The 25,726-nt window shown below is 33.3% G+C and carries 29 protein-coding genes and 7 tRNA genes; 18 read left to right on the top strand and 18 right to left on the bottom strand.

What is annotated here, in order from left to right:
• Positions 1–41: 41 nt before the first annotated feature.
• The 7 genes from NQ499_RS05415 (at position 42) to NQ499_RS05385 (ending at position 652) form a co-directional block, all read left to right on the top strand.
• Positions 42–116: transfer RNA gene (locus tag NQ499_RS05415), tRNA-Cys, on the top strand.
• A 7-nt stretch (positions 117–123) separates the two neighbouring features.
• Positions 124–212, top strand: a tRNA-Leu gene (locus tag NQ499_RS05410).
• Positions 213–222: 10 nt separating this feature from the next.
• Positions 223–299, top strand: a tRNA-Pro gene (locus NQ499_RS05405).
• A gap of 6 nt (positions 300–305) precedes the next feature.
• Positions 306–381, top strand: a tRNA-Ala gene (locus tag NQ499_RS05400).
• 8 nt (positions 382–389) lie between these two features.
• Positions 390–467 (top strand) — tRNA-Asp (locus tag NQ499_RS05395).
• 3 nt (positions 468–470) lie between these two features.
• Positions 471–546 (top strand) — tRNA-Phe (locus NQ499_RS05390).
• A 13-nt stretch (positions 547–559) separates the two neighbouring features.
• Positions 560–652 (top strand) — tRNA-Ser (locus NQ499_RS05385).
• Between the two features lie 177 nt (positions 653–829).
• On the opposite strand, the gene NQ499_RS05380 is transcribed toward NQ499_RS05385, so the two are convergent.
• Positions 830–1,561 (bottom strand): MIP/aquaporin family protein, encoded by a 732-nt coding sequence (locus tag NQ499_RS05380; RefSeq protein WP_006504618.1) that lies wholly within the window; start codon positions 1,559–1,561, stop codon positions 830–832.
• Positions 1,562–1,729: 168 nt separating this feature from the next.
• On the opposite strand from NQ499_RS05380, the gene NQ499_RS05375 reads away from it, so the two are divergent.
• The 8 genes from NQ499_RS05375 to NQ499_RS05340 all read left to right on the top strand — a co-directional run bounded on the left by NQ499_RS05375 (position 1,730) and on the right by NQ499_RS05340 (position 8,117).
• The gene (locus NQ499_RS05375; protein WP_040389593.1) at positions 1,730–2,185 is read left to right on the top strand and encodes a peroxiredoxin; all 456 of its coding nucleotides are present in this window, start codon (positions 1,730–1,732) and stop codon (positions 2,183–2,185) included.
• A complete protein-coding gene (gene yaaA, locus NQ499_RS05370) occupies positions 2,182–2,916 on the top strand; it encodes a peroxide stress protein YaaA (RefSeq protein ID WP_006504620.1) in 735 nt (244 codons plus the stop codon). Before NQ499_RS05375 ends, yaaA begins: the two co-directional genes overlap by 4 nt.
• Positions 2,909–3,922: a CapA family protein gene (locus NQ499_RS05365; RefSeq protein ID WP_040389594.1), complete on the top strand. Its 1,014-nt coding sequence runs from the start codon at positions 2,909–2,911 to the stop codon at positions 3,920–3,922. Before yaaA ends, NQ499_RS05365 begins: the two co-directional genes overlap by 8 nt.
• Before the next feature lie 18 nt (positions 3,923–3,940).
• On the top strand, positions 3,941–4,813 hold the full coding sequence (locus tag NQ499_RS05360; protein WP_006504622.1) for a MurR/RpiR family transcriptional regulator: 873 nt from the start codon (positions 3,941–3,943) through the stop codon (positions 4,811–4,813).
• Positions 4,814–4,936: 123 nt separating this feature from the next.
• On the top strand, positions 4,937–6,343 hold the full coding sequence (locus tag NQ499_RS05355) for a glycoside hydrolase family 1 protein (protein ID WP_006504623.1): 1,407 nt from the start codon (positions 4,937–4,939) through the stop codon (positions 6,341–6,343).
• 4 nt (positions 6,344–6,347) lie between these two features.
• Entirely contained in the window at positions 6,348–6,992 is a 645-nt protein-coding gene (locus NQ499_RS05350; protein ID WP_006504624.1) for a cytidylate kinase-like family protein, read from the top strand.
• Between the two features lie 13 nt (positions 6,993–7,005).
• Complete coding sequence (locus NQ499_RS05345; RefSeq protein WP_006504625.1) at positions 7,006–7,560, top strand: chromate transporter; 555 nt, start codon at positions 7,006–7,008, stop codon at positions 7,558–7,560.
• Positions 7,557–8,117, top strand: coding sequence for a chromate transporter (locus NQ499_RS05340; RefSeq protein ID WP_006504626.1), 561 nt, complete (start codon positions 7,557–7,559; stop codon positions 8,115–8,117). Before NQ499_RS05345 ends, NQ499_RS05340 begins: the two co-directional genes overlap by 4 nt.
• A 24-nt stretch (positions 8,118–8,141) precedes the next feature.
• Here the strand turns inward: NQ499_RS05340 and NQ499_RS05335 are convergent, their stop codons facing one another.
• Positions 8,142–9,008 carry an SPL family radical SAM protein gene (locus tag NQ499_RS05335; RefSeq protein ID WP_040389595.1) on the bottom strand — a complete coding sequence of 289 codons (867 nt, stop codon included), beginning with the start codon at positions 9,006–9,008 and terminating at the stop codon, positions 8,142–8,144.
• Positions 9,009–9,265: 257 nt separating this feature from the next.
• Positions 9,266–10,201: a CobW family GTP-binding protein gene (locus tag NQ499_RS05330; RefSeq protein ID WP_006504628.1), complete on the bottom strand. Its 936-nt coding sequence runs from the start codon at positions 10,199–10,201 to the stop codon at positions 9,266–9,268.
• Between the two features lie 176 nt (positions 10,202–10,377).
• Here NQ499_RS05330 and bsh point away from each other — a divergent pair, with 176 nt between their 5' ends.
• Complete coding sequence (gene bsh / locus NQ499_RS05325) at positions 10,378–11,352, top strand: choloylglycine hydrolase (RefSeq protein ID WP_006504629.1); 975 nt, start codon at positions 10,378–10,380, stop codon at positions 11,350–11,352.
• Between the two features lie 18 nt (positions 11,353–11,370).
• Here bsh and NQ499_RS05320 read toward each other — a convergent pair whose 3' ends face one another.
• Positions 11,371–12,216 carry a helix-turn-helix domain-containing protein gene (locus NQ499_RS05320; RefSeq protein WP_006504630.1) on the bottom strand — a complete coding sequence of 282 codons (846 nt, stop codon included), beginning with the start codon at positions 12,214–12,216 and terminating at the stop codon, positions 11,371–11,373.
• A gap of 173 nt (positions 12,217–12,389) precedes the next feature.
• Between NQ499_RS05320 and NQ499_RS05315 the strand changes: the two genes are divergently transcribed.
• Positions 12,390–12,602: a TetR/AcrR family transcriptional regulator gene (locus NQ499_RS05315; protein ID WP_006504631.1), complete on the top strand. Its 213-nt coding sequence runs from the start codon at positions 12,390–12,392 to the stop codon at positions 12,600–12,602.
• An 81-nt stretch (positions 12,603–12,683) separates the two neighbouring features.
• Positions 12,684–13,277 (top strand): TetR/AcrR family transcriptional regulator, encoded by a 594-nt coding sequence (locus NQ499_RS05310; RefSeq protein ID WP_006504632.1) that lies wholly within the window; start codon positions 12,684–12,686, stop codon positions 13,275–13,277.
• A gap of 128 nt (positions 13,278–13,405) precedes the next feature.
• On the opposite strand, the gene NQ499_RS05305 is transcribed toward NQ499_RS05310, so the two are convergent.
• The 14 genes from NQ499_RS05305 to NQ499_RS05240 all read right to left on the bottom strand — a co-directional run bounded on the left by NQ499_RS05305 (position 13,406) and on the right by NQ499_RS05240 (position 25,689).
• A complete protein-coding gene (locus tag NQ499_RS05305) occupies positions 13,406–14,776 on the bottom strand; it encodes a sodium-dependent transporter (protein ID WP_006504633.1) in 1,371 nt (456 codons plus the stop codon).
• 126 nt (positions 14,777–14,902) lie between these two features.
• Positions 14,903–16,120 (bottom strand): ElyC/SanA/YdcF family protein, encoded by a 1,218-nt coding sequence (locus NQ499_RS05300; RefSeq protein ID WP_006504634.1) that lies wholly within the window; start codon positions 16,118–16,120, stop codon positions 14,903–14,905.
• A gap of 177 nt (positions 16,121–16,297) precedes the next feature.
• Complete coding sequence (locus tag NQ499_RS05295; RefSeq protein WP_040389596.1) at positions 16,298–16,543, bottom strand: hypothetical protein; 246 nt, start codon at positions 16,541–16,543, stop codon at positions 16,298–16,300.
• 386 nt (positions 16,544–16,929) lie between these two features.
• Positions 16,930–17,079, bottom strand: coding sequence for a hypothetical protein (locus NQ499_RS05290; protein ID WP_259848670.1), 150 nt, complete (start codon positions 17,077–17,079; stop codon positions 16,930–16,932).
• A 149-nt stretch (positions 17,080–17,228) separates the two neighbouring features.
• Complete coding sequence (locus NQ499_RS05285; RefSeq protein WP_055235031.1) at positions 17,229–18,059, bottom strand: ADP-ribosylglycohydrolase family protein; 831 nt, start codon at positions 18,057–18,059, stop codon at positions 17,229–17,231.
• A 200-nt stretch (positions 18,060–18,259) separates the two neighbouring features.
• On the bottom strand, positions 18,260–18,466 hold the full coding sequence (locus NQ499_RS05280; protein ID WP_006506307.1) for a hypothetical protein: 207 nt from the start codon (positions 18,464–18,466) through the stop codon (positions 18,260–18,262).
• A gap of 45 nt (positions 18,467–18,511) precedes the next feature.
• Positions 18,512–19,009: a flavodoxin family protein BilS gene (gene bilS, locus NQ499_RS05275; RefSeq protein ID WP_006506308.1), complete on the bottom strand. Its 498-nt coding sequence runs from the start codon at positions 19,007–19,009 to the stop codon at positions 18,512–18,514.
• Positions 19,010–19,060: 51 nt separating this feature from the next.
• The gene (locus NQ499_RS05270; protein ID WP_040390050.1) at positions 19,061–19,741 is read right to left on the bottom strand and encodes a hypothetical protein; all 681 of its coding nucleotides are present in this window, start codon (positions 19,739–19,741) and stop codon (positions 19,061–19,063) included.
• A gap of 5 nt (positions 19,742–19,746) precedes the next feature.
• On the bottom strand, positions 19,747–20,178 hold the full coding sequence (locus NQ499_RS05265) for a MarR family winged helix-turn-helix transcriptional regulator (RefSeq protein ID WP_006506310.1): 432 nt from the start codon (positions 20,176–20,178) through the stop codon (positions 19,747–19,749).
• 366 nt (positions 20,179–20,544) lie between these two features.
• A complete protein-coding gene (locus NQ499_RS05260) occupies positions 20,545–20,712 on the bottom strand; it encodes a DUF6219 family protein (protein WP_006506311.1) in 168 nt (55 codons plus the stop codon).
• Between the two features lie 64 nt (positions 20,713–20,776).
• Positions 20,777–21,760, bottom strand: coding sequence for a galactose ABC transporter substrate-binding protein (locus NQ499_RS05255; RefSeq protein WP_006506312.1), 984 nt, complete (start codon positions 21,758–21,760; stop codon positions 20,777–20,779).
• A 9-nt stretch (positions 21,761–21,769) separates the two neighbouring features.
• Entirely contained in the window at positions 21,770–22,405 is a 636-nt protein-coding gene (locus NQ499_RS05250; protein ID WP_006506313.1) for a hypothetical protein, read from the bottom strand.
• Entirely contained in the window at positions 22,392–24,110 is a 1,719-nt protein-coding gene (locus NQ499_RS05245) for a sensor histidine kinase (RefSeq protein ID WP_006506314.1), read from the bottom strand. The genes NQ499_RS05250 and NQ499_RS05245 overlap by 14 nt, the downstream gene beginning before the upstream one ends.
• The gene (locus NQ499_RS05240; protein ID WP_006506315.1) at positions 24,100–25,689 is read right to left on the bottom strand and encodes a response regulator; all 1,590 of its coding nucleotides are present in this window, start codon (positions 25,687–25,689) and stop codon (positions 24,100–24,102) included. Before NQ499_RS05240 ends, NQ499_RS05245 begins: the two co-directional genes overlap by 11 nt.
• Between the last annotated feature and the right edge of the window lie 37 nt (positions 25,690–25,726).

Below are 25,726 nucleotides of genomic sequence, written 5' to 3'. Positions count from 1 at the left end.
TCTAAAATCCATAGTATATTATACGAGCGCCACGAAGCAACGGTTCCATAGCCAAGTTGGTAAGGCAGAAGACTGCAACTCTTCGACCATCGGTTCAAGTCCGGTTGGAACCTCCACATATGTGCCCTGGTGGCGAAACTGGTAGACGCACAGGACTTAAAATCCTGCGGACTTCAAACTCCGTGCCGGTTCGATTCCGGCCCAGGGCACCATCTTTATAAACGGGAAGTAGCACAGCTTGGTAGTGCACCTGGTTTGGGACCAGGGGGTCGCAGGTTCAAATCCTGTCTTCCCGACCATTTATCGGGGCCTTAGCTCAGCTGGGAGAGCGCCTGCTTTGCACGCAGGAGGTCAGGAGTTCGATCCTCCTAGGCTCCACCATTTTTATTGGTCTGGTAGTTCAGTTGGTTTAGAATGCCGCCCTGTCACGGCGGAGGTCGCGGGTTCGAGCCCCGTTCAGACCGCCAATTGGTTCCGTAGCTCAGTCGGTAGAGCAGAGGACTGAAAATCCTCGTGTCGCTGGTTCGATTCCGGCCGGAACCACCATTTTATTTATGATGCAGGTTTACCCAAGTCCGGCTGAAGGGATCGGTCTTGAAAACCGACAGAGGATTAACGTCCTGCGGGGGTTCGAATCCCTCAACCTGCGCCATTTATAAATATAACTCAGGATTCGTTCCTGAGTTTTTTTGTGCTTTATAAGTTATATTATATTTTAGTGGTTCTTATTTGATAAGCATTTCAGTTACCAATTCCTCGATGCTTATCCTTTTTTTATTACTCCCCTATTCTTTTAGGCAAAGAAAAAAAGCTATCGATTGATAGCTTCTTAGAAAATGTTGAAATATAATAGACAAGCACAGATACTTGCACAAATTGGAGCAAGTACTGGAACCCATGCATAATCCCACTGAGAAGTTCCCTTGTTCTTAATTGGTAAGATTGCATGTAAGATTCTTGGACCTAAGTCACGAGCTGGGTTTAAAGCTGGACCTGTAGGACCACCAAATGAAGCAACTAATGCCATAACTAATAAACCAACACCAATGAAACCAGCACCCTGGTTACCATGTTCGAAGATTGGTGAATGTGTAATAGATAATGCACAGAAGAATAAGATGAATGATCCGAAGAATTCGTTTACGAAACCATTGAACTTATTGTTTGTTGCATCAGTAGTTGAGAATGTACCTAAGATTGCATCAGGATTTTCTGTTGCATCATAATGTGGTTTGAAGCAAATATAAAGAATAAACTGACCTACGATAGCACCAGCAAACTGTACTAAGATGTAAGGTAATACTTCAGCTAATGGAACATCACCTGCAACAGCAAGACCAATAGTGAACGCTGGGTTGATATGGTTACCAGAAATTTTACCAATCATAAGAGCTGGAATCATAACGGCCATACCATAACCGATTGCAATGATGACCCATCCACTGTGGCTTCCCTTTGTTCCCTTTAATTCCACGTTTGCTACTGAGCCGTTACCAATCATAACCATGATTGCAGTACCAAGGAACTCAGCAATGAGACGAGTAGTTAATGAAAATGTCATAATTGTCCCCCTATTTAATATTTAATTGTATTTAATGACAAATGGATTATAAAACCTGTATTTCAATGTGTCAACATGTTTATAAAATGTTAATGCTTACATCTGTTTTTTATTGGAAGGTGGCGCTTTATTTTTATTTTTGGTATGATTAAACAAGGAGGGTTTGTTATGTTAGAGATTAATACAAAAGCACCTTCTTTTAATCTACCAGATGAAGAAGGCAATATGCATACTTTAGAAGAATATAGAGGACATCGTGTGATTCTCTATTTCTATCCTAGAGATAATACACCTGGATGTTCTAAACAGGCATGCGGGTTTCGAGATTTGTATCCTGAATTTTTAGAAAAAGATGCAGTGGTCATTGGAATCAGTAAAGATTCTGTAGCAAGTCACAAGAAGTTCAAAGAGAAATATGAACTACCTTTTACTTTGCTTTCTGATACAGAAAAGAAAACAATCATGGACTATGATGTATGGAAAGAGAAGAAGAATTATGGAAAGGTCAGCATGGGTGTTGTAAGAACAACATACTTAATTGATGAAGCAGGAATGATTATTAAAGCCAAGGAGCGTGTAAAGACTGCCGATAATCCTAAAGAGATGCTTGAGGCTTTATCATGAAGATTATCATGAGTCCTGCTAAGAAGATGAGAAGCGACGAGGATGCATCTATTACTCCTACTACACCTTGTTTTCTTAATGAGTCTTATATATTAGAAGAGAAACTTAAGAGTATGTCCTATGAGGAGTTAAGAAAGCTTTGGAAGACCAATGAAACATTAACAAATCAATGTTTTGAGGAGTTACAAGTTCGTCAGTTTAAACCACTGACATGTGCGATTCATGCATATGATGGAATTGCTTTTAAGTACCTTCATCCCTTTTCTATGAGCGATGATGAAAGAGATTATCTGCATAGCCATTTACGTATTTTGTCAGGTCTATATGGAGTTTTAACACCTACCGACGGAATTGCACCCTATCGTTTAGAAATGGGCGTAAAATTGCTTAATTTGTATCAATTCTGGGGTAGTAAAATATATAACTCTTTGGATGATCATGTCATCATTAATCTAGCATCTAAAGAGTATTCAAAATGTATTACTGATTACTTAACGGAAGAAGACCAATGTATTGAGATACAGTTTCTAAGAAATATCAAAGGAAAACTTAAGCAGCAGTCAACCTATGCGAAGATGGCTAGAGGCGCAATGATCTCTTATATGGCTAAAGAAAAGATAGAAAATATAGAGGACTTAAAGAAGTTTAACGATTTAGATTTTGTATTTGATGAAAATCTATCTAATGATCATTGTTTTGTATTTGTACAAGGGAGAAATGAAAATGAATAAGTTTTTAAAAGGTTTTGTATGTGCACTTCTTGTATTAAGTACTGGTTGTGCTCAAGAAGAGAAGAAAGAAACACCAAAGAAGACCAAGAAAAAGACAGAAGAAACAGCTCAGGTCACTCATACTGATATTACTATGTCTTTTGTAGGTGATATGACTTTAGGAAATTATGCAGGGCAGGCATATGATGGATCTTTTGATCAGGAATATGTGAAACAGGGTAATAATCCTGATTATTTCTTAAAGAATGTCAAGAGTGTTTTTGAACAGGACGATTTAACTATTGCGAACTTAGAAGGTCCTTTGACTGATGAAGAGAGTCATGTTATTAAGTCATTCCCATTTAAGGGTAAAAAGGAATATGCAAAGATTTTAACTAATAGTAGTGTTGAAGCTGTGACAGTCGCAAACAACCATTCTATGGACCGTTATCAGAAAGGGATGGATGATACTAAAGCCACTCTCGATGAGTATGGTGTAGGCTATTTTGGATATTCAAAGAGCTATATTAAGGAAGTAAAGGGTATTAAGTTTGGTTTTCTGGGTTATGCATTTCCTAATGCTGTATCTGATGACATGAAGAATGCGATTACTGAATTAAAGAAGAAAACTGATTTTGTGATTGTTTATTATCATTGGGGTATTGAAAGAAACTATAGTCCTACTCAGGGACAGAGAGATTTAGCACATGCCACTATTGATGCAGGGGCTAATATGGTCGTAGGTAGTCATCCTCATGTATTAGAAGGGATTGAAACATATAAGGATTCCCCTATTGTATATAGTTTAAGTAACTTCTGTTTTGGTGGTAATAGAAATCCAAGTGATAAAGATTCTATGATCTACCAGCAGACATTCCACTTTACTAATAAGAAGATTACGAGTATGGAACATAAAATTATTCCATGTATGATTTCTTCTGTGAAATATCGTAATAACTATCAGCCTATTATTGCAACTGGACAGGATGCAGAGCGTATACTTAAAAAAGTAAATACAATTGAGTAAAAGAAAGGTGTTGACTATATGATTGAAGATATCTTAAAAGAAAAAAAGAATATGACAAGCAGCGAAGAGAGAATTGCAGACTATATGTTAGAGAAAAAGACTTTACTTCGCAAGCAAAGCAGTCGTTCTATTGCATCTCAATTGTTTATCAACCCTTCTATGATCACTCGTTTTTGTCAGAAATTAGGATTTCATGGATATACTGATTTCCTAGAAGAATATTTAAAAGAAATTGAATATACAGAATCCCATTTTCAGAATCTTGATCCTAATCATCCTTTTGATAATCAAGATAAAAATACTGTAATTGCGAACAAGATTGGACAACTCTATCATGAAATTGTAGATGATACATTAAAGCTTATTAGCCATGATGCTTTGCAGAATGCGATTAATTGTTTAAATAAAAGTGATATTATTTATGTTTACTCTGCAGGTGTACAAGGTGATGTGGCCGAGACTTTTAAAGATAAGATGTTGAAGATTGGGAAGAATGTGGTTCTTGAAACAAAGATGAATGAACTCTATTATCGTGCTTCTTATTGTCCTCTTAATTGTACATTTATTATTATTTCTTACTCTGGAGAAATAGAAACAGAATTAAGAGGTGTTAAGAAGCTTAAAGAAAGACATATTCCTCTTCTCGCAATTACATCTTATGGAGACAATACATTATCTCAATATGCAGATTATATTTTGAATGTTTCTACAAGAGAAAAATTAAAAGATAATTTAGGTGACTTTGCGATGAATATATCTACAATGTTGATATTAGATATATTATATGTGAGTATCTTCAATACGGATTATTCTACACATGTGGAAAGAAGAATATCTAGTTTACAAGGATTCGACTTATTTAGAACATCTCAGAATCCTAAAATCAAATAAGCAACATCATTGCCTAAAAAATGTTATAAGTATATATCTTTAGGCAACACCATTGAAAGAAGCCGTTCATTAATTGAGCGACTTCTTTTTTTATTTATAATCTTAGTTGTAGAAAGAAAGGTGATGAAGATGTTTCCAAAAGATTTTCTCTGGGGTGGTGCAACGGCAGCCAACCAGATAGAAGGTGCTTATTTAGAGAATGGTAAAGGATTAAGTACCGCAGATATGATGACTATAGGGTCTCATGAAAAGAAAAGACGTATTACAAATAGTATTAAAGAGAATGAGTATTATCCTAGTCATAATGCGATTGATTTTTATCATCATTATAAAGAAGATATCGCATTATTTGCAGAAATGGGATTCAAGGTCTATCGTATGTCTATTAACTGGACACGTATTTTCCCTAATGGTGATGAATTAATTCCTAATGAAGAAGGACTTAAATTCTATGATGCAATATTAGACGAATTAGAGAAGTATCATATTATACCTCTCGTAACTATTTCTCATTTTGAGACACCTTTAGGGCTTCAGAAGTATGGTTCATGGGAAAATAGAGATGTAGTGGATTGTTATGTACGTTTTGCGTTAGTTTTACTAAAAAGATACAATAATAGAATAAAATATTGGCTTACATTTAATGAAATTAATTGTATGTCTACTCAGCCTTGGGTCGCAGCTGGTATTAATAGTGATGATGAGAGAGTAAGAATGACCGCAGCATATCATCAATTTGTTGCAAGCGCAAAAGTTGTAAAGCTAGCGCATTCTATTAATCCTGATAATAAAGTAGGAATGATGTATTGTGGTCATTTCTCTTATGCATATAGTGCTAATCCTGATGATGTGATTGGAACGATGAATTTTATGCATAGTATGATGTTTTATTGTGATGTACAGTGTCGTGGATATTATCCTCAATATAAATTAAAAGAACTAGAGAGACTACATATTACATTACCTATTCAAGAAGGAGATTTAGAAATACTTAAAGAAGGTAAAGTAGATTTCTTATCACTCAGCTATTATTGTACTCATGTGACTGGTAAAAAGACAAAAGGTATTCTTAAAGGAATGAATGGTTTAGATACAGGTTATAAGAATACATTCTTGCCTAAGAGTGATTGGGGATGGACTATTGATCCCCAAGGGTTAAGATATGCATTAAATTATTTATATGATCGTTATCAGTTGCCTTTGATGATTGTAGAGAATGGTTTAGGAGCTATAGATCAGTTAGAAGATAATAAGGTTCATGATACATATCGTATTGAGTATCTAAAAGCTCACTTAAAGGAATTGTCTAAAGCAATTGAAATAGATGGTATTCCAGTCATGGGTTATACAATGTGGGGGCCTATTGATTTAATTGCGGCATCTACTGGTGAAATGAAAAAGAGATATGGTTTTATTTATGTAGATGTAGATGATTTAGGAAATGGCTCTATGAAGAGATATAAAAAAGATTCTTTTTATTGGTATAAGAAGGTTATTGAAACAAATGGACAAATCTTAGAGGAGGATTAGTAGTATGAAGAAATATATTTTAATGGATAGTGAATATTGTAGTATGGGTAGATGGATTTCTGTTATTGTAGGCAAAAAGTTAGGAATGAAATTATATGAAGGTAAGGATCTTGTAAAACTAGCTGATGAAGAGTGGTTGACTGAAGATTATTTAAAGGATTTTGATAATAGAATTGCGGATATGTCTTTAGAAGAAGTGAAAGAAAGTGATGAAATTAAAAAGGTACATCAGGCTTTATCTAAAGCCATTTTAAAAGCAGTAGAAAATGGTCCATGTATTATTCATGAAAGAGCTGCAGGTGATGTACTTGAAGGACATGCAGATTGTTTAAAGGTACTTTTATATAATACTTCAATGGATCATCGCATTCCTCGTGCAATTGCGGATAAGACATATGATTTAGAAGGATTAGAACATGATGAATTAGTCAATTTTATTCATCGTGAAGATCATAAGCGTAAGGTTTATCGAGATGCTGTTTCTCATCATTTATGGGGTGAAAAGGAAAGCTATGATATATGTTTAGATAGTGATGTTTTATCTAGAGAGAAGTGTGCAGAAATATTAATTGAAGCTGCTTCAGACTGCAACCTTGATTTAGAGGAGTGTGCTCAAATTATTAGAAGTTCTTTTAATTGGACAAAGTAAGAGGTGACAAGAGATGATCAAAAAACTTTGGAAATTATTTTATTCAATGATCTATCTCAGCACATTTACTTTCGGTGGTGGCTATGTCATCGTTACATTGATGCAAAAGAAGTTTGTAGATGAGTATCATTGGATTAATCGAGATGAAATGTTGGATTTAGTCGCTATTGCCCAATCAGCACCAGGTGCTATAGCCGTCAATGGTGCTATTGTAGTGGGATATAAGATTGCTGGTGTATTAGGTATTATTGTGAGTGTTATTGCGACTATTCTTCCTCCGTTTATTATTATTTCTGTAGTATCTGTATTCTATTCTATTTTTAAAGAGAATTTGATTGTTCATTATATGCTTGATGGAATGCAGTCAGGTGTAGGTGCAGTGATTGCTGTTGTCGTTGTAGAGATGGCATTAGGTATCTTTAAGGAAAAGAAAATCAGTTATTATTTGATTATGTTTGGTTCTTTTATTGCGAATTACTTCTTTAAGGTAAATGTTGTATTGATTATTTTGACATGTATTGTGATTGGTATTATTTATTCTTTCTATGAAAGGAGATTCCAGCAATGATCTATATACAGTTATTTTTAAGTTTTCTGCAGATTGGTGCTTTTAGCTTTGGTGGTGGTTATGCTGCAATGCCTTTGATTCAAAGTCAGATTGTTAATTTACATCATTGGCTGGATTTTAAAGAATTTACAGATCTAATCACTATATCACAAATGACACCTGGTCCTATCGCAATTAATTCAGCCACATTTGTAGGAACTAAGATTGCTGGTATTCCTGGTGCTATTGCCGCGACTTTAGGATGCATTCTCCCTTCTTGTATACTAGTAACCATTATTGCATATTTTTATCTTAAATATCGTCATTTGCGTTTCTTACAGAATATCTTGAACTACTTAAGACCTGCTGTTGTTGCATTGATTGCAACTGCTGGTGTTACCATAATGATTTCTGCATTATTTGGTAGTGAAGCAACAATTATACTAAATAACTTCCGTATTCATCAATTGATTATATTTCTATTTTGCGTATTTATGCTCTGGTATAAGAAATCTAATCCAATATTTGTAATGATTCTTTCAGGGATACTCAATGTTATTTACCAAACCATTATTTAAAAAAGACTTCTGCTGAAGTCTTTTTTAAATAAAATCCAATAAGTTAAGTCTATGATCTTCATATGTACGAAGATAGTCGAATATTTCTTCATGATCATGCATGATACCATTTTCTTCACATATTTGATGAAATATACGCATCAAATGTTTGTTCTGTGGACTAGAGAGAATATAACTATTACCATACTTGTTGATATATGTCTCTTTCAGTCCAGGAAAATGTTGCTCTAATTTAGAATAGAAGTACTCTCTATTGCCTTCTCTTAATGTAACGCCCATATCAAAACAGATAATTCCTTTGACATGAGCATTGATGCAATAATCAAGTATCCCCCTTAAGTTTTCTTCATTATCATTAATAAAAGGAAGAATAGGTGTCAACCATACAATAGTATGTATACCTTCTTTATAAAGCGTTAACAATGTTTCAAAGCGTTCTTTTGTAGTTGAAACGTTGGGCTCTAGTATTTTACATAGATCTTCATCATAAGTAGTCAAAGTCATCTGTATCACACATTTTGAATGTGTCTGGATAGATTTCAATACATCTAAATCTCTTAATACACGTGATGATTTGGTAATCAAGGTAACTCCAAAACCATTTCTATCAATGATTTCTAATGCACCTCTTGTATACAACAATTGATCTTCTAAGGGAATATAAGGATCTGTCATAGCCCCCATACCAATCATGCAGGGTTTTCTTTTCTTTCTTAATGAAATATCTAATAATTCTAATGCATTCTCTTTGACTTCTATATCTTCAAACAAATGATTCATATGATAACAGGCACTTCTAGAATCACAATAAATACATCCATGCAGACATCCTCTATAGAGGTTCATCGCATTATTAGAGGATAAAATACCCTTGACCTTTTTATAATGCATATTACTCCTTTTCTAAGCAAATACGACAATTTGTATAATGAAATCTTTTTAAAATGTTCATATAATAATGTTGGAAAGAGATTTCCCACTCTTTTCTACCCTTCGAGGTCAGCAACCATTCCCTTCTAAAAGCTGACCTTTTTTATTTATTCTTTACATAGAATTGGTTTATTCATTACCTTGTATCAATATAATACAGGTGATGAAGATATGTGATCCCCACCATATTCTACAAATATTACTTCATCAATGGCCAGCTATGCTGGTTTTTTTATGTATTCTTCTATCTTTTCTTTATTTAATGATTCACCAATGACAATAATGATTTCCTGCCCTTTCGCAATTGTTTCAGTAGTAATCTGATCTTTTGTTGCATTAAGTTCTATCCATTGATCGTTTTCTGGTATAAAGCCTTTGATTCTAAATACCTTACCACATAGAGGATCATTAAAGATAGAATGAGTGGCTTTTGTTAGCTCTTCTTTAGTAATAGACTGGTTCATAAAGAACATAGTAGAGAACGCTTCTTCTTTCTTAAAGAACATCTTAATAAAGCCTTCCAATTCATAACCAGAATGAAGAATAGAATCAAAGTCTTGATTATTGAGCCTTTCTAAATCTAAACAGTCTTCTTTATTAAATCTTCTTTTACATTTAATAAGAGCCATTGTGTTATTTAAGTGTGTGATTGTGTTATTGATTTCTTCTTCTGTGGCTTCACTAGAGCGACTGAGAATGATTTTACCAGCATCTGAAACCTGACAGCCTAGTAAGTAATCTGATTGCTTAGAAAGGTTATTTTCTAGCTTAGAATTCACTAAAGCAATCACATTACCAATCTCATACCATTTATCTAATGGTTCTTCATGAAGTACATCAAAGAACTCATCGACATCATAAATACCTGATGGTTCGACTAATATTCTGTCAAAACCTCTCATACCCATAGAAATGAGTTTTGTCTTAAAACGACGTCTATGACAGTCTAAATCTCCTCCACCAACAACCATTTCTAGTTCACATTGATCACCTAATTCTTCTTCTAATACCATCATATCTACATTAATCGCGCCAAAATCATTTTCCAATATTGCGATATGCAGTCCTTGATCAATTAAATATTTCGCATACTTCTTAATAAATGTTGTTTTACCTGATCCTAAAAAACCTGTAATTAAATCTACTTGTACCATAAATTCACCTCTTGATTTTATTATATGTTGATATAATGTTTTGTCAAACAGTTCACATTAGTGACATATAAGGGACATAGAATATTCTTTGGAAAGTATGTGTGAATTATGTCAAACTATGGACTTAACACACCTATATGTTTATGTTAGGATTCAGTTGAAAGGGGGCAGTGAATATGTGTACTGCTGCATGTTTTAAAGATAAGGATTGTTATTTTGGAAGAAATCTTGATTATGAGTTTTCTTATGGTGAACAGATTGTTGTCACACCTAGATATTTTAAGTATGGTTTTAGATTTGCATTGGAACCAGATAATAAGTATGCGCTTATTGGGATGGCTCATGTGAGTGATGGATATCCATTATATTATGATGCCATGAATGAAAAAGGATTAGGTATGGCAGGACTTAACTTTGTAGGTAATGCTTATTTTAATCCTGTTGTAAAAGGAAAGACAAATGTTTGTTCCTTTGAATTTATTCCTTGGATCTTATGTCAGTGTGAAACTGTTGATGAAGCAATAAAGCTTATTAATGAAATGAATTTATGTGATACACCTTTTAGTGCATCATTCCCACCTGCTTCACTTCATTATATGATCAGTGATTCAAATAAGACTATTACTGTAGAAGTAATGAAGGATGGTGTACATATTTATGATAATCCTGTAGGTGTACTGACTAATAACCCACCTTTTGATAAACAGATGTTTAATTTAAATAATTATATGTATCTTTCTACTAAACAGCCTGAGAATACATTCTCTCAAGATGTAAACTTATCTACTTATAGTAGAGGTATGGGTGGTTTAGGATTACCTGGTGATTTATCTTCAGCATCACGTTTTGTCCGTGTCGCATTTACTAATATGAATGTCACTAAAGGATTAAATGAAAAAGAGAATGTGAGTCAGTTCTTCCATATTCTTGGTTCAGTAGAACAGCAGAAAGGACTCTGTGAAGTATCTGAAGGTAAGTATGAATATACTATTTATACATCTTGTTGTAATTTAAACAAGGGTATTTACTACTATTCAACTTATCATGGACATACTATTAAAGCAGTGGATATGCATAAGACAGATCTTGATAATAAAGATTTGACATGTTATCCAATGATTGATGAAGAAGTATTCTTCCAGCAGAACTAATATAGAAACGGGATGCCATTAAGACATCCCTTTTTTAATAGTTAATTCACTCATCATACCATTGAGTTCTATTTGATTATCTGAGTCTTCATCTATATCCCCTTCATAGATGATTTTTGTTTTAATACCTTTTGTAATTGTATTGAATAGACATGATGATGTGATAATAAGTCGTGATGCACTACGTATTGCATTGAGATCAAGTTTACCATCAATTGCATCTGTTTTAATAACCATATCAATATTGCAATCTATTTCTATATGTCCATGAATGTCTAAAAGATCAAGTGATGATGTTTTAATATCCAGTTCTATAGAATCCGAAGTGATATGAAAAAGGGACATAGATAAAGGTAGTACATTACATTCTATCTTATGAATATATTGACTTGGCAGCATCACATACATGTTAATATCTCTTCTTTGTATCTTTGTGACATGTTCTTTACTTATCAAGTTTATATCGAGTCTTTCTTTATTGTCATCAAACTTTATCTTAAAATCCTTCTGCAAGTCCTGATAAGTAGAAGAAGAAAGCTGAATGATTAATTTCTCCCCTTCATATCCTTCTATAGTCACTTCACCAAGAGTTCCTAGATTAATGTCAAAGTCCTTCAACATATCAATATCATATTCTATTTTACTTTCATGTAATGATTGAACATGATGATCTGATGATAAAAGTGTATCTATAGAGATATGAAATAATTTAGCAAGAGACTTGATATTATTAATATCCGGCATACCTGTATCTGTTTCCCATTTTGTAACTGCCTGTCTAGAAACGCCTATTTGATCCCCTAGTTCACTCTGAGATAAGTTGAACTTCGTACGATAGTACTTAATTGTTTGTCCTAATGTCATATAGTTGTCCTCCTATCTCAAAGTATAGTCATCTAGTATTCGTTTCACAAGAAAGTATCCGTATCATTCTTATTAATAGATGCTACGTAGCGTAGCATTTACCATATAATCCGATTATCCTTTTCATATATGAATGAATAGCTCATATTATAATAGTTAAGAAAGGTGATCATATGAAATCAGTAAACAAAGAAGTAGTTAATAAAGTAAGAGTCAATCAAATATGCGGACATTGCGATATCACAAAACCTACATTCTATAAATATGTTGATTCTAAGGATGATTTGATTCTTAATCTCTATGATCAGACTATTTCAAATATTTTAGGTGATACATTGACAGGAAACGAAAGCACCGTTGTGGTGCTAATGTTTGATTATTTTTGAGACATTATCAATTTCGGTTGACACGCTTTCATAAAGACTTTTAATTAAATCTATGTTACTATAGTTAAGAAAGGTGATCATATGAAATCAGTAAACAAAGAAACAATTACAGAAGTCGCATTAGACCTTTTTCTCAAAGAAGGATTCAATAATGTAACAGTCAATCAAATATGCGAACATTGTGATATCACAAAACCTACATTCTACAAATATGTTAATTCTAAGGATGATTTGATTCTTAATCTCTATGATCAGACTATTTCAAATATTTTAGGAGATACATACCACCTTTTACAGGCAGATAGTCATTTCGAACAGCTATTAATGATTTTCAATGCATTAATTCAAGAAACAAAGAGATTTGGAAGTGATTTATTCTCTCATATGCTTATCGCAAATTTAAACGAAAATAAGCATAGTTTTGATATGAGAAATTCCTTAACAGACCTTTGTGTGATGATTATAAAGAAGTCTCAGGAAAAGAATGAAATTAAAAACCATACAGATCCACACATCCTATATGAGACTCTTGCTCATTTGTTTACAGGTTATGAAACTGTATGGTGTATTGAAGATGGAAAGACACAATGGAATAAGTCATTCTATCAGAGCTTAATCGCATTATTACAAGTAGAAGATCAATTTGTAGATATCTATAAGAAGTATATTGACTAGGAAGGATTTTATCCTTCTTTTTTTATCTTATCTTGAAAATAATAACTATTGTCACGATAAAAGTAATGATCAAGTTCGTTGCTGCATAAGAGTACTATCTAACGAAAAAAAACAGGCCGAAGCCTGTTTTACATCTTGATGATTCCAAACGCATTTGCAACTGAACTTAACAAGATAATAGCTGCAAAGATTGGACAAACATATTTAATCATGAAATTGAAGATCTTTTCACGTTTGAATGGATTGTTGTGAGACTTGATTTCTTCCGCAATCTTGTCTACACCAATCACTCTAGATACAAGTAAACAAATGCATATTGCAGAGATTGGCATCATGACTGAGTTCGTTAAGAAATCAAAGAAGTCTAAGAACTGCATACCAATGATCTGGATAGAGGCTAGTGGTCCATAACCAAGTGATGATAATGAACCTAATGCAAGCATGACAATCCCAAGAACACATACAGATTTATGTCTACTCCATCCAAGTTCATCCTGGAAAGTAGATACTGCACATTCAGTTAGGGCAATTGAACTAGTAAGTGCTGCAAATAATACTAATACGAAGAATAGAATACCAATAAGTGTACCAAGTCCCATACTATCAAATACTTTAGGAATAGTAATGAACATCAATGATGGTCCTGCATTAAGGTTATCCATATTCCCATTAGAGAAAGCAAATACTGCTGGGATAATCATTAATCCAGCCATAATCGCAATAGCTGTATCAAATACTTCTACGTTTTCTGTAGAGTTTTCAATAGACACTTCTTTTTCTGTATAAGAACCAAAAGTGATTAAGATACCCATGGCGATAGATAATGAATAGAACATCTGTCCCATTGCAGTCACAACTGTCATCCATGAGAAATTCTTAAAGTTAGGTACAAGGAAGTATTTAACACCTTCTAGTGCACCTGGGCGAGTCACTGAATAAACAGTAATGACACATGATAACACAACTAAGATAGGCATCATGATCTTAGAGACACGTTCAATACCATTTTTAACACCTGCAAATACAATAACAAGTGTTAAAAGTGAAAAGGCGATAAAGCATAATTCTGTTGAAACACCATTAGAGATAAATGTAGAGAAATAGCCATCAGTAGATAAAGCATGACCATTACCCTTAATATACTCAATAAGGTATTTCACTACCCATCCACCAATGACTGAATAATAAGGTACGATTAAGATAGGAATGATGGCATTGATCCATCCTCCAAACCTATTTAAGATAGAGTTTCCAAATTTTCTAAAAGCCCCTACTGGACTCTTTCTAGTCATTCTACCAAGTGTTGTTTCCGCAACAATCATTGTATAACCAAATGTAAGTGCGAGAATGATATAGATTAATAAGAAGATTCCTCCTCCATATTTAGCTGCAAGGTAAGGAAAACGCCAAATATTTCCTAAACCTACAGAGGCTCCTGCAGCAGAGAGGACTAATCCTAGTTTTCCCGAGAAAGTGCTTCTCTTTTCATTGTTTTTCATAAAATCCCTCTTCCTTTTGTCTTTTTTTTAGAACAATCAACATTATATCACAAAAAAGAGATAAGGGAATAGAAAAGTTTAGAAGGTAAAAAAACAGAATCTCATTACTGAGATTCTGTTATGGGGTTAACTCTTTTTCAATCTTAATAATAGATAAATTCCAGATACTAAGAGCAATGCTGCAAATACAACCAGCTGTGTATTATCTCCTGTTTTAGCAGGTGTCTTATCTTTTTCATTTTTCTTTGTATCTTGTTTTTTATCTGGTACAACTTCTGCTTTTTTCGCAATCAACTTAAAGTCTTCACTGATTGTATGATTATTTTCAGAATGTGTGATTGTAAATGTCTGATTTTCTTCTTTGTTTTTATCAAAACCTGTTAATACAGCTTCTTTTGTGACATCACGACTAAATCCATTGTCATAATAAGCAGTAATTGTAAGATCTGCTTCTTCACCTTTAACATGTTCTTTATTCTGCTTTATTTCAAGCTTTGTGAGTACTGATAACTTCTGTTTTCTAGGAACACTTTGAACATTAATACCTGCCATCTGACAAATACCTCTTGCTTGTAATTCTACTGATTCATAACCGAGTGATCCTGTTTTATAGCCAGAATTAGAGATAATAGAGAGAGGTTCACTATTATTCTCAAGTCCTTCTAAGACAAACTTAGTGTAGTATAAGATACAGCCACGAGTTACATGGTAATCACTTGTTACAAGAACAACATTCTTAACACTTGGATACTTTGTTTTTAATACTTCATAAGTATTTTTCGCATTTCCTACTGTATCCTGTGCTCTATTTTCTACAATCAAGCGAGATGGTTCTAAGCCCTGTTTTAAGAGCCATTCACCCATTAATCCACCTTCAGTCACATTTGGATTATTCTTTGCAGTCCCACCACCTGTAACGACGACATATGATTTAGGATATTCTTTCGCAATTGCCAGACCTGTTTGAAGTCTACCTACAAGTTCTTCCTTCATCGTACCATCATCATTGAGTGCAAATCCAAGAATAACAACTGACATACTATTATCTTTCGGTAAATCTTGAGGTACTTCACTTACATGAGTGAAATCAGGACCATTGACTTCTAGCCAATAATGCATGATTTGATCCCAAGCTTCTCCCTTTTTCTTATCTACAGATTTAAGTTCTACTAAGACACGTTCAATATCAGTGACTGAGTCTTCCATATAATCTGTATAATAACCAATTAACTGTGAAATGAGGACATCCGCATCATTTTCTGCGTATACTGGTATCACTAGAAATGCACTGAAAATCAATGAGAAAGCAGTGAATAATGCGAACAATTTCTTATATCGTTTCATAACTTCTGCCTCCTTTTTTGTCCTTATTTCCTCCTTTTATATACATTCTCTTCTCACTATCATCATACCTATAATAAGCATTAATCTCAATTAATACTGATAAAATAAACTGTTTCTAGACATTAATAATTATCTTTTCTTTAATATTATGATATATAAAAAGAGTACCGAAGTACTCTATTTGCGATCCAGTATTGATTTGATTGCCATAAATAATGAGAATACAAAAATAACAATATATAGTCCGAAATACGGCATGCGTACACCATGTTCTAAATAATCAGATAAAGCAATAAGTGCCCAGATGACCCCCATCATAAGATATTGTGCAGCAACATAGCGATAGTCATCTTTATGTTTATTACGTTGTCTCATCACTAGTGCAAAGCCAATAACAGCCGCAAACATTAAATATGTTAACATGTTATATTTTCCTCCTTAATTAAAAGAATAGCACAAATAAGAGTGCTATTCTAGGCTGACTACTCCCACGGGCAAGCCCGTGGGGTTCTTACTGTCAAGTTTAGCTTGTAATCGTACATCATTTTCAGACTTTGGAATACAAGTGTAAATCTATTTAAGTAAGAACTTTTATTACCAAGCAGTCCAACGACCACATTAACGGTAAATTTCTATCTTACGATATGGAAGTATAATCAATCTCCCTAATGTTTATTTTATACTATTTTGATTCCACTATTCAATACTTTGATTCTATTAGTCTCAATTCTTTTAATCAAGGCTTCTTCCTTACTGTAACACTTTTCAAATTCTGAAATACATCTGTCTCTACCTATATCCTTAGTCCTCTAATCATAGCAGTACAACAGAAATAATGAATACCAATCTTGTTGTACTAGAGTCCCATCTGCTAAATGATACATCCTATCAGATAATTTCTTCTTTATGTAATCATCTGCGGTATGGTCATATTGTGATGCTCTATAATCATTAGACATATCTATATATGTATCACCTGTGGTCTTGAATTTTTTCTTCTACAGCAGCTTAAAACCCAGAAGGGCATCTATTCTTTATAGACTTGCCAAAACGTTTTTTCTTATTAAACTTACCCTTATGCTTAACTCAAGTAAAAATTATGTGCCTTTCATCCCATAGGCAAGCCTATGGGTTTTTCGCCACTAATTATAACAGGCGGATATGCTTCTTCAAATTGTTTCAAACAAAGTGTCAATGTGTCATCTAAATAGCTTAAAGCCTGATTTCTGATATTTACAGGAATACCATAATACGCTTCCGCAATACTACCGCATATAGCCCCTATTGTGTCACTATCTCCGCCAATAGAAATCGCATTTCTAATTGCATCCTCATAGTCCATTGATTCAAAGAAAGCCTCTAATGCCTGAGGAACTGTTCGTTGACATATTTCATTAAACTCATAAGTATCTCTTATTTCATCAAGAGTAAAATCTATCTTATAGAAATTCTGATTAATATAGTCTTTAATTTCTTCTTTTGTTGAACCTGTCTTAGCTAAATATATGGCGGCAGCTGTTGCCTGTGCTCCTTTGATACCTTCAGGATGATTATGGCTGATAGCAGTCACTCTTTTTGAGAGTGCTAACGCTTCTTCCAAAGAAGAAGCCACAGTACCTGCCGCACTTACTCTCATCGAGGCACCATTACCATAACTATTATAAGGCTTTGGATCATCTCCAAAGATCCAAAAATAGAAGTTAACTCCATAACCACAATAAGGATATTGTCTACCTAGTGACTGCATGCAATCTATTGTATTCTTTTCTAGATTTTCATAGTCAGGTTGACTTTTAAGTAATCCTGCTCCTATTGCAAGACTCATAATACTATCATCCGTAGGCATACATTCCTTTGTAAATAGTTCAAAGTCTTTCCCTTTATAGTTTTCCCATTCAAATCTAGAACCAACAATATCTCCAATAATTGCACCTAACATCCAATCATCTCCTTTTTAACATACCATAAGCAAGAATTTTCCCCACCTTTAGGGTTTTGGTTGAAGCAGGAAGCCTAGACTTCTAAGCAAAGCGAAAGTCAGGGTAGTTCTTATTTAGGTTATTTTTCTCAGAGTAATTTCTGTAATACGTTTTTAAAAATATAGAGCAAACGCCTATAATATATCATAAGAAAATTTGATTACAAAGGCATAGCCTGACTCGCATAAATAAATACGCCCATTACTCCTAATAAGAATCCTACCACTGCAGCAATAATCAATACTTTCATACTTATTTGTTTATGGACAAACTTACAGATTAAAAATGTAATTAGAAATGCAATAAAAGCACATAGTAACGCAATACCAAGTAGCGTCCATAACCAGTTGAGTTCATGAAAAATCATAAAGTACTCCTTTCGTAAGAGAAAAGCATAAGAAGTTTATCCCCCTTATGCTTTAATTTTATTTTTTAAGTTATTTAAATCATTTTTATCAGGATGAGTTAAAGCTTGATCAAAGTTTTCAATGAGCATATCAATATTAGGCATATGATCAGGCTGTGCTTTCATCATCACATATCGATCACGTACAGATTGTGGCATCTTACCTTGACACATATACTTACCTACGATTGTATTACTTGCATCAATGCTTTTTTTCACATTATTTAGAATTCTCTGGAAATATTCTTCACTTACTCCAAATCCTGCTGTACCAAATAAGAAAATCTTCTTATTCTTTAAGGTTTCTAGTAGTTTAAGAGTTGCTGCATCCGCATTGCCTTTATCTGTCCAGAAACCAATATAAAGCATATCTGAATCTACTTCTTTACATGGTCCAAAATAATCACAGTCTTCCTTTGGTAATGCATCTTGAATAGCTTCAGCAAGCATCTTTGTATTACCTGTTGGAGAACTAAATAGTATTGAATATCTTTCTTTTTCCATTCTTTCTACCTCTCACTCAATAATTTATCACAGTTATATTATAACACTATTCTATTTAAATAATAGCTGTAATCCCATTACAATCACCCACATATAGGCACATGTTTTAGGAATCATTAATAAACCAATTTTAGGTTTTTTCTTACTTAATAATGTAACTGGTAAATAACAGCCAAATGAGATAATAATAGCTGCAACCATTCTAGTCATATGAAGGTTACCTGTATTACCACTCATTGCATATAGAATAATTATTCCAATACCAGTCACTGCAAATACGGCATTTCTGATAATAGATAGTTTTAAGTTACCTTCATCACCGCACCAGTCATTTTGTGGTAAGAAACATACGACAATTCTAATAATTGCTGAAATGTAGATCATTGCTTCTACAATAAATGGAGCTTTAAGTGTAGGGAATGTCAATTTCCAGATATAAAGTAAGATAATATAGAAAACAGTCATAGTAATAGAAGAAACCTGCAAACCTATGCCAAGCTGTCTCTTAATCTTTTCATTGCTTCCTTTGAATGCTCTTTTAATTCTAGGAACTAAGTGAAAGGCATCACCACCACATAAAGTAAGAGTTAAAATACCATATAAGGTAAATAGCATATTACCGTTGGCTTTTGCTAGAAAGATAAAGCCAGCAACTAAATCAAATAATAAATAGCAAGTATCAAAGATAGCTTCCATGATATCTGGCATTTTAGGTACATATTTTTCTTTCATATTGATCATCCTTTCTTTTGAATGCATTCTTCTGCATTTCTACAAATTTTCTCAAATACTTTTTTACATACTTTTATCTCATCTTGTGTGAGACCCTGAAGCATATCATGCGCAAATTGATTTTGAACATTGAGCCCTTCTTTCACGATTTCATTGGCTGAATCCTCTAAGAATAGTTCTACACGCTTCTTATTATTTTCATTTGTCTTTTTAGTAATATATCCTCTGTCTTCTAATACCTTTAAGGCAGTTGAGACATGGGATTTAGTCGACTTTCTTATTCTGACAATATCTGCAGCAGTATTGTATTCAGGATTATGATACAAAAACATCAATATGTCATATTCCATCTTTTTAAGATTGTATTTATCACAGGTAGATGCGGTTAACATCTCATAATAGAGAGTAATTGTCTTATGTTGATCCCAGAAATACATATTAAGCCTCCTTGCATCGTTCTATTTAGAACTTTTAATTGTTCTATATAGAACATTATACCTAATAAGTATTAATGTCAATAAAAACGATTAATGATTTTTTATAAATACGTGAAATTGGATTCTTACAAGTATCAATGTATATGTAATTTCCATATTGTACACTAGACCATATATAGTTCTGATTACGATTGCTTTTCTTCAGCCATTACCTTAAAAGAAGAATACCATCAATCTCTCTCGCACCTCTATCTAAAATGAGATACTCAAAGAACTGCAGTTAATGCATGCTTAAAAACTTATTACACATTTCCATACCATTTGTAACATATAAAAAGCCAGCAACCATTATGTTGCTGACTTAATCTAGTTCTTTCTTGAAGTCATCTTATGACCTGAATAGACTGACATAATCATACAAATGAGTGCAATCAAACCAAATCCTGCATGAATCATCTTGTTCATATGTCCTGTTAAGAAAGTACAAATCATGGTGATCAGTGCACCAATAGACCAATATTTATGTGCTTTCATGTAATTCTCCTTAGTTAGTTTATGCTAATCATACTAACATAAATGAATTATATAAGCAAATAATTTATTCTCTTGTGACTGCATAAGGTGTACTATACCAGACTTTCTTATATTTTTTAGTATTTCCATTTAATACAGATTCCATACATTTAACGATTCTTAATACTTGGTTATCCATATTGTTATCTACACTACCATATATTTCACCAGACATGATTTTCTCATTCATTTCCTGGCTGTTGTTGATACCTAAAATAATAGGTAGAGCTAGATTCTTTTCTTTGCAATAATCATAAACTCCTAATGCCATATCATCATTATTACATATAACAGCTTCAGTACTAGAAATCGCATTGTTATCTAATTGAGAAAACTTCTTATAAGCAAGTTGTCTATTCCATGAAGCAGATAAAGTACCTAGTGTATTTAAAGGGAGGTCTTTACTGTTTTCTAAGAACCCTTTTGTTCTACGAATGGCATCATAGTGATCTTCTTCACCTTCTATAAGAACATAATCTATTTTTCCATTCTTATTTTTATCTACTCTATTTCTTTGTTCATTCCAGATTTTATGAAGCATCTCTCCCTGTATTTGTCCATCCTGAGAGGCATTTGTTCCCACATACCAGACATTATCTGTAATCTTTAAATCCTTTTCAGCAATATCTCGATTAAATAATATAACAGGGATATCTAATTCCTTTGCATTATTCAAGACACTTGCTGCAGAAGAAGGATCAACAAGATTAATAAGCATCATATCATAGTTCTGAGTATACATATACTGAAGCTGTTTATTTTGACGTCTTGAATTTCCTTTCGCATTACATATCTCATAAGAGATTTTCTTTTTCATATGCGCTTCATCAATTCTATTTTCTAGTGCTGTAATCATGCTATTCATAAATGTATCATCAAGATCATAAACCGCAATACCTACATGAATATATTGATTTTCTTTAGGACGTGAACCTCCTAGTGCTATAAGTGTTAAACATATAATCAGCACTATAAATAATAACCATTTATGTTTTCTTATCTTTTTCATAGCAACCCTCTAATATGTAAATAGCGAGGCTTTACTGCCTTTTTCTACTACTTTCTGATCAACTTTTTCTGGTTTTAAAGAAATAGTTGATAATCGTCTTTTTCCTTCACAATGACTAATCAGTTCTATACTCTTATAACCTAGTTTATAAGTATCTTCTATATAAATAGCATCTCTTTTTCCTGTAGATATCTCTTTTAGGAGATTAAAGTCCACAGGTAATCTCATTGTTTCATGAGAAGTTTGACTAAAAGAAGCAGTGTAGGTGAATGAGTCCTGCATTGTATCTGTAAGAGCTAATACATTCCCATATTCATACTGTGTTTTCCTCATATACTTTTCTGGATATACAAGTAATAAGCCCATGGCCTGATTTTTATATTCCTGTGAAATAAGATTATCGAGTTCATTTTGGGACAAATCATCCTTATACCAAACATCAAGCTTCACCTGATGATCATATGCGCAATCCTGTATTCCTTCCTGTATTTCTTGAATAAGCGATTGTGAATGCTTAGGATAAATAATCGCAATTCTTTTATTTTTCTGTGCATAATCCCTATCTCTTACATATAAAGTAGAAACAAATGCCATACTCAGTAATATCACAATGAGGATCATGTGTTTTCTTTTATTCTGTTTCATCTGCTTCCTCCATTTTAGGGATAGTAATAGTGGCAGTTGTTCCTTCGTCTAATTCACTTGTAATAGTAATACCATATTGTTTACCATAAATAAGCTGAATTCTTTCATGAACGTTTCGCACACCTATACCTGATCCACGTTTACTAGAAACAACCTGATGATGCATAATATACTCAAGTTTATCTTCTGTCATACCAAGACCATTATCTGCCACATCAATCTTGATAGTATCCTCTTCCTCATAAACACTGATAATAATCTCCCCATCCTCATACATGCCTTCCATTCCATGATAAATCGCATTCTCTAATAAGGGCTGAATAGAAAGCTTAGGAATGAGATATTTCATTAGTTTAGGATCTGCTTCTACCTTAAAGTCAAATTTATCTTTAAAACGGATATTCTGAATCTTTAAATAACTTGTTGCGTGTTCAAGTTCTTTACCTAAGGGTATCATATCCTTTCCCTGACTTAAGGAGATACGGAAGAACTTAGCAAGAGATGAAACCATTTCACCTGCTCCTTCATATTCTTCACTTCTAATCATCCATATTATAGAATCAAGCGTGTTATATAAGAAATGAGGGTTGATCTGTGATTGAAGTAGTTTCTTCTCCATTTTCTGTTTTTCACGTTCATTTTGACGGATTTCTTCCATCTGCTTCTGTAATTTATCTGCCATAATATTAAAATTGGCACTTAAACTCTTTAATTCTCCAATTCCTTCTTCTTTTGCACGAGAATTATAGTTACCTTTACCAAAATCTTCCATTGTAGCAAGTAATTGATAAACAGGGTCGGTAAAGTTTCTAAACACCTGAACATCAAACAATATCAAAATAGCTCCTACTAAAAGCAGAATAAACCAGATAATATAATGAAAACGACGGTTTTCTACTAATAGATTTGACATTGAATTCACTACCACAATATTCCATCCCGTATAGCCAATCTGTTTTCTTTCTACAAGCCAGTCTCCATTATGAATACTACGGTTGTTCTTAAATGCAGTGGATACTGTTTTTTCTTTATATAAACCAGAGGCGATACGTTTTTCAAAGGGATGATATAAAAAATCATTAGATTCATCCAATAAATAACAATAAGCTGATTTCTGGTTCTGATAACGATCTAGAATACCTTCTATAGGCTCTGTATAATACTGCATCAATAAAATACCTGATCTTATATTGCCAGCATTAATATATTCTACATAACGGCTAATATCCATGACATAACCTGATAGATTGGATTTCACCAAGTGTCGATGACCATATTGAATGGTTTCAGTATTCTTTTTCGCATTTTTAAACCAGGATTGTTGAATATCGAAACCACCGGACGATTCTCCAAAACTCCAGACCCTATTCCCATTCATATCATAAAGAGATATACTATAAATCCTATTTGATTCATTGGAGATTTTCTGAGTCATAACTGTTTTAAACTGAACATTTTCACAATCATATTTCTTAATGTTCTGATAATAAACATCATTCACAAGACTATTGATTTCACTTACTTCATTTTCTAGACTTTGTGCTAATGAGATTGTCTGTCGATCCATCTTCTCGACTGCATCTTTTTTAAAATAAGAAGAGAATAGATAAGAAAATAACATCATACTGCTGATAATACAAGCAGCAATGGAAACAGACATAACAACAGGTAATATAACACGTACACTTAATTTCTTATTTTTCATTTTCTAGTTTCCTATATTTAGCGGGAGAGACACCGCAGTTTTTCTTAAATACATAGCTAAAATAATTAGGTTCTGGATATCCTACCATTTCACCAATCACAAGACTCTTATAATTTGTCTGAAGTAAAAGTTTTTTTGCTTCTCCTATACGTAATCCTGTCATAAAATTCATAAAAGTCCCACCTGTTTCCTGTTTAAATATCTTGGAGAAATGAGAGGTACTGACATGTAATGCCTCACAAACACTTTCTACACTTAAATCTGGATCAGAGAAGTTTTCCTGAACTATCTTCTTAGCATTATCTACAAGTATCACATTATTATCTATACGTTTTTTCTGTACAAGAAGGCGAATCAATTGACAATAATCAAGTAGCCAGTGATCTAATTCCTCTCCTGTAGTGAGTGCAAGAATAGTAACGGCCATCTTTTTTGATCCAGCAAATTCTCCACTAGAAGAAATATGATATTTCTTATATAATCTTGCGAAAGAAAATGATATCTCCATAATCACCATCTGATATTCATTAAGATTATAATGAGCTTTATGAAGTAAATTAATCAATTCTTCAACCTGTTTCTTAAGTTCTTCTTCTTTACAATAGGTAATTGTTTTTCCAATCTGTTCTACATAAGCATTCCAATCTGTTTCGACTTCTTCTTGAAGCATTAAGTCATTATAGTATGTATAGCTTTCATCAGGAAGTACCAGATTATATTCTAAAGCATCTTTAGCCTGTGTATAAAGTGAAGGTATATCTTCTCTTTTATTTCCCGTACCACTTATTCCGCATGAAATATGAACACCAAAAATACGTGTAATCATAATTGATGCTTCTTGCAGAGTACGTGTTATTTTTCCTATTTCATGCTTTTTATTCGCACTTAAGAGGAATATTTCTTTGTCCCCTATTCCAAACTCATATCCCTTAGAAATCTTATCCAATGCTTCTTTAAGTGTTTCTTTAATAGAAAGTTCACTAAAAACATCCTGATGATTTTCTTTTTGTATTTTAACTGCAACAATACAATATTCCTGTTCATCAAGTTCTAGTCCAAGATTCTTGATCTGCTGTGCACATTCTTCTTGATCCATCGTACCTAGAACCATCTGTGTAAAAAACTGCTGTCTTAAGAGTGGAAGACTTTTATAATAAGCATTTTCTAAACGAGTCCAGTTGATTTTTTCATTATATTCGTCCTCTAAACTTTGATGCATCTTTTCTAGGAGTTTTTTCATCTCATCATAGTCAATAGGTTTCATCAAATATTCTGATACACCGTAGCTGATAGCAAGTCTGGCATATTCAAAATCATCCCATCCAGAAAAAAGAATAACCTTAGTATTCATATAATTATCATGAATAGTCTTAGCAAGCTCTAATCCATCCATAAAGGGCATCTTAATATCACTAATAACAAGATCTGGATGTAAGTCATCCATCATTTCTAATACTTCTTTCCCATTTTGTGCTGTTCCTGCCACTATGAATCCCAGTTTCTCCCAATTAATTCCCTTCTGCATACCATAGAGGATATTCTGTTCATCATCAGCAAGAATAATACTAAATGTTCTCATATGCACACTCCCTTACTTTTTTATTATCATAACACTT

Source organism: Catenibacterium mitsuokai (assembly GCF_025148785.1).
GTDB classification, from domain to species: domain Bacteria; phylum Bacillota_I; class Bacilli_A; order Erysipelotrichales; family Coprobacillaceae; genus Catenibacterium; species Catenibacterium mitsuoka.
The sequence above is the reverse complement of the archived record's forward strand: the minus strand, read 5'-3'. Positions and strand labels throughout refer to the sequence as shown.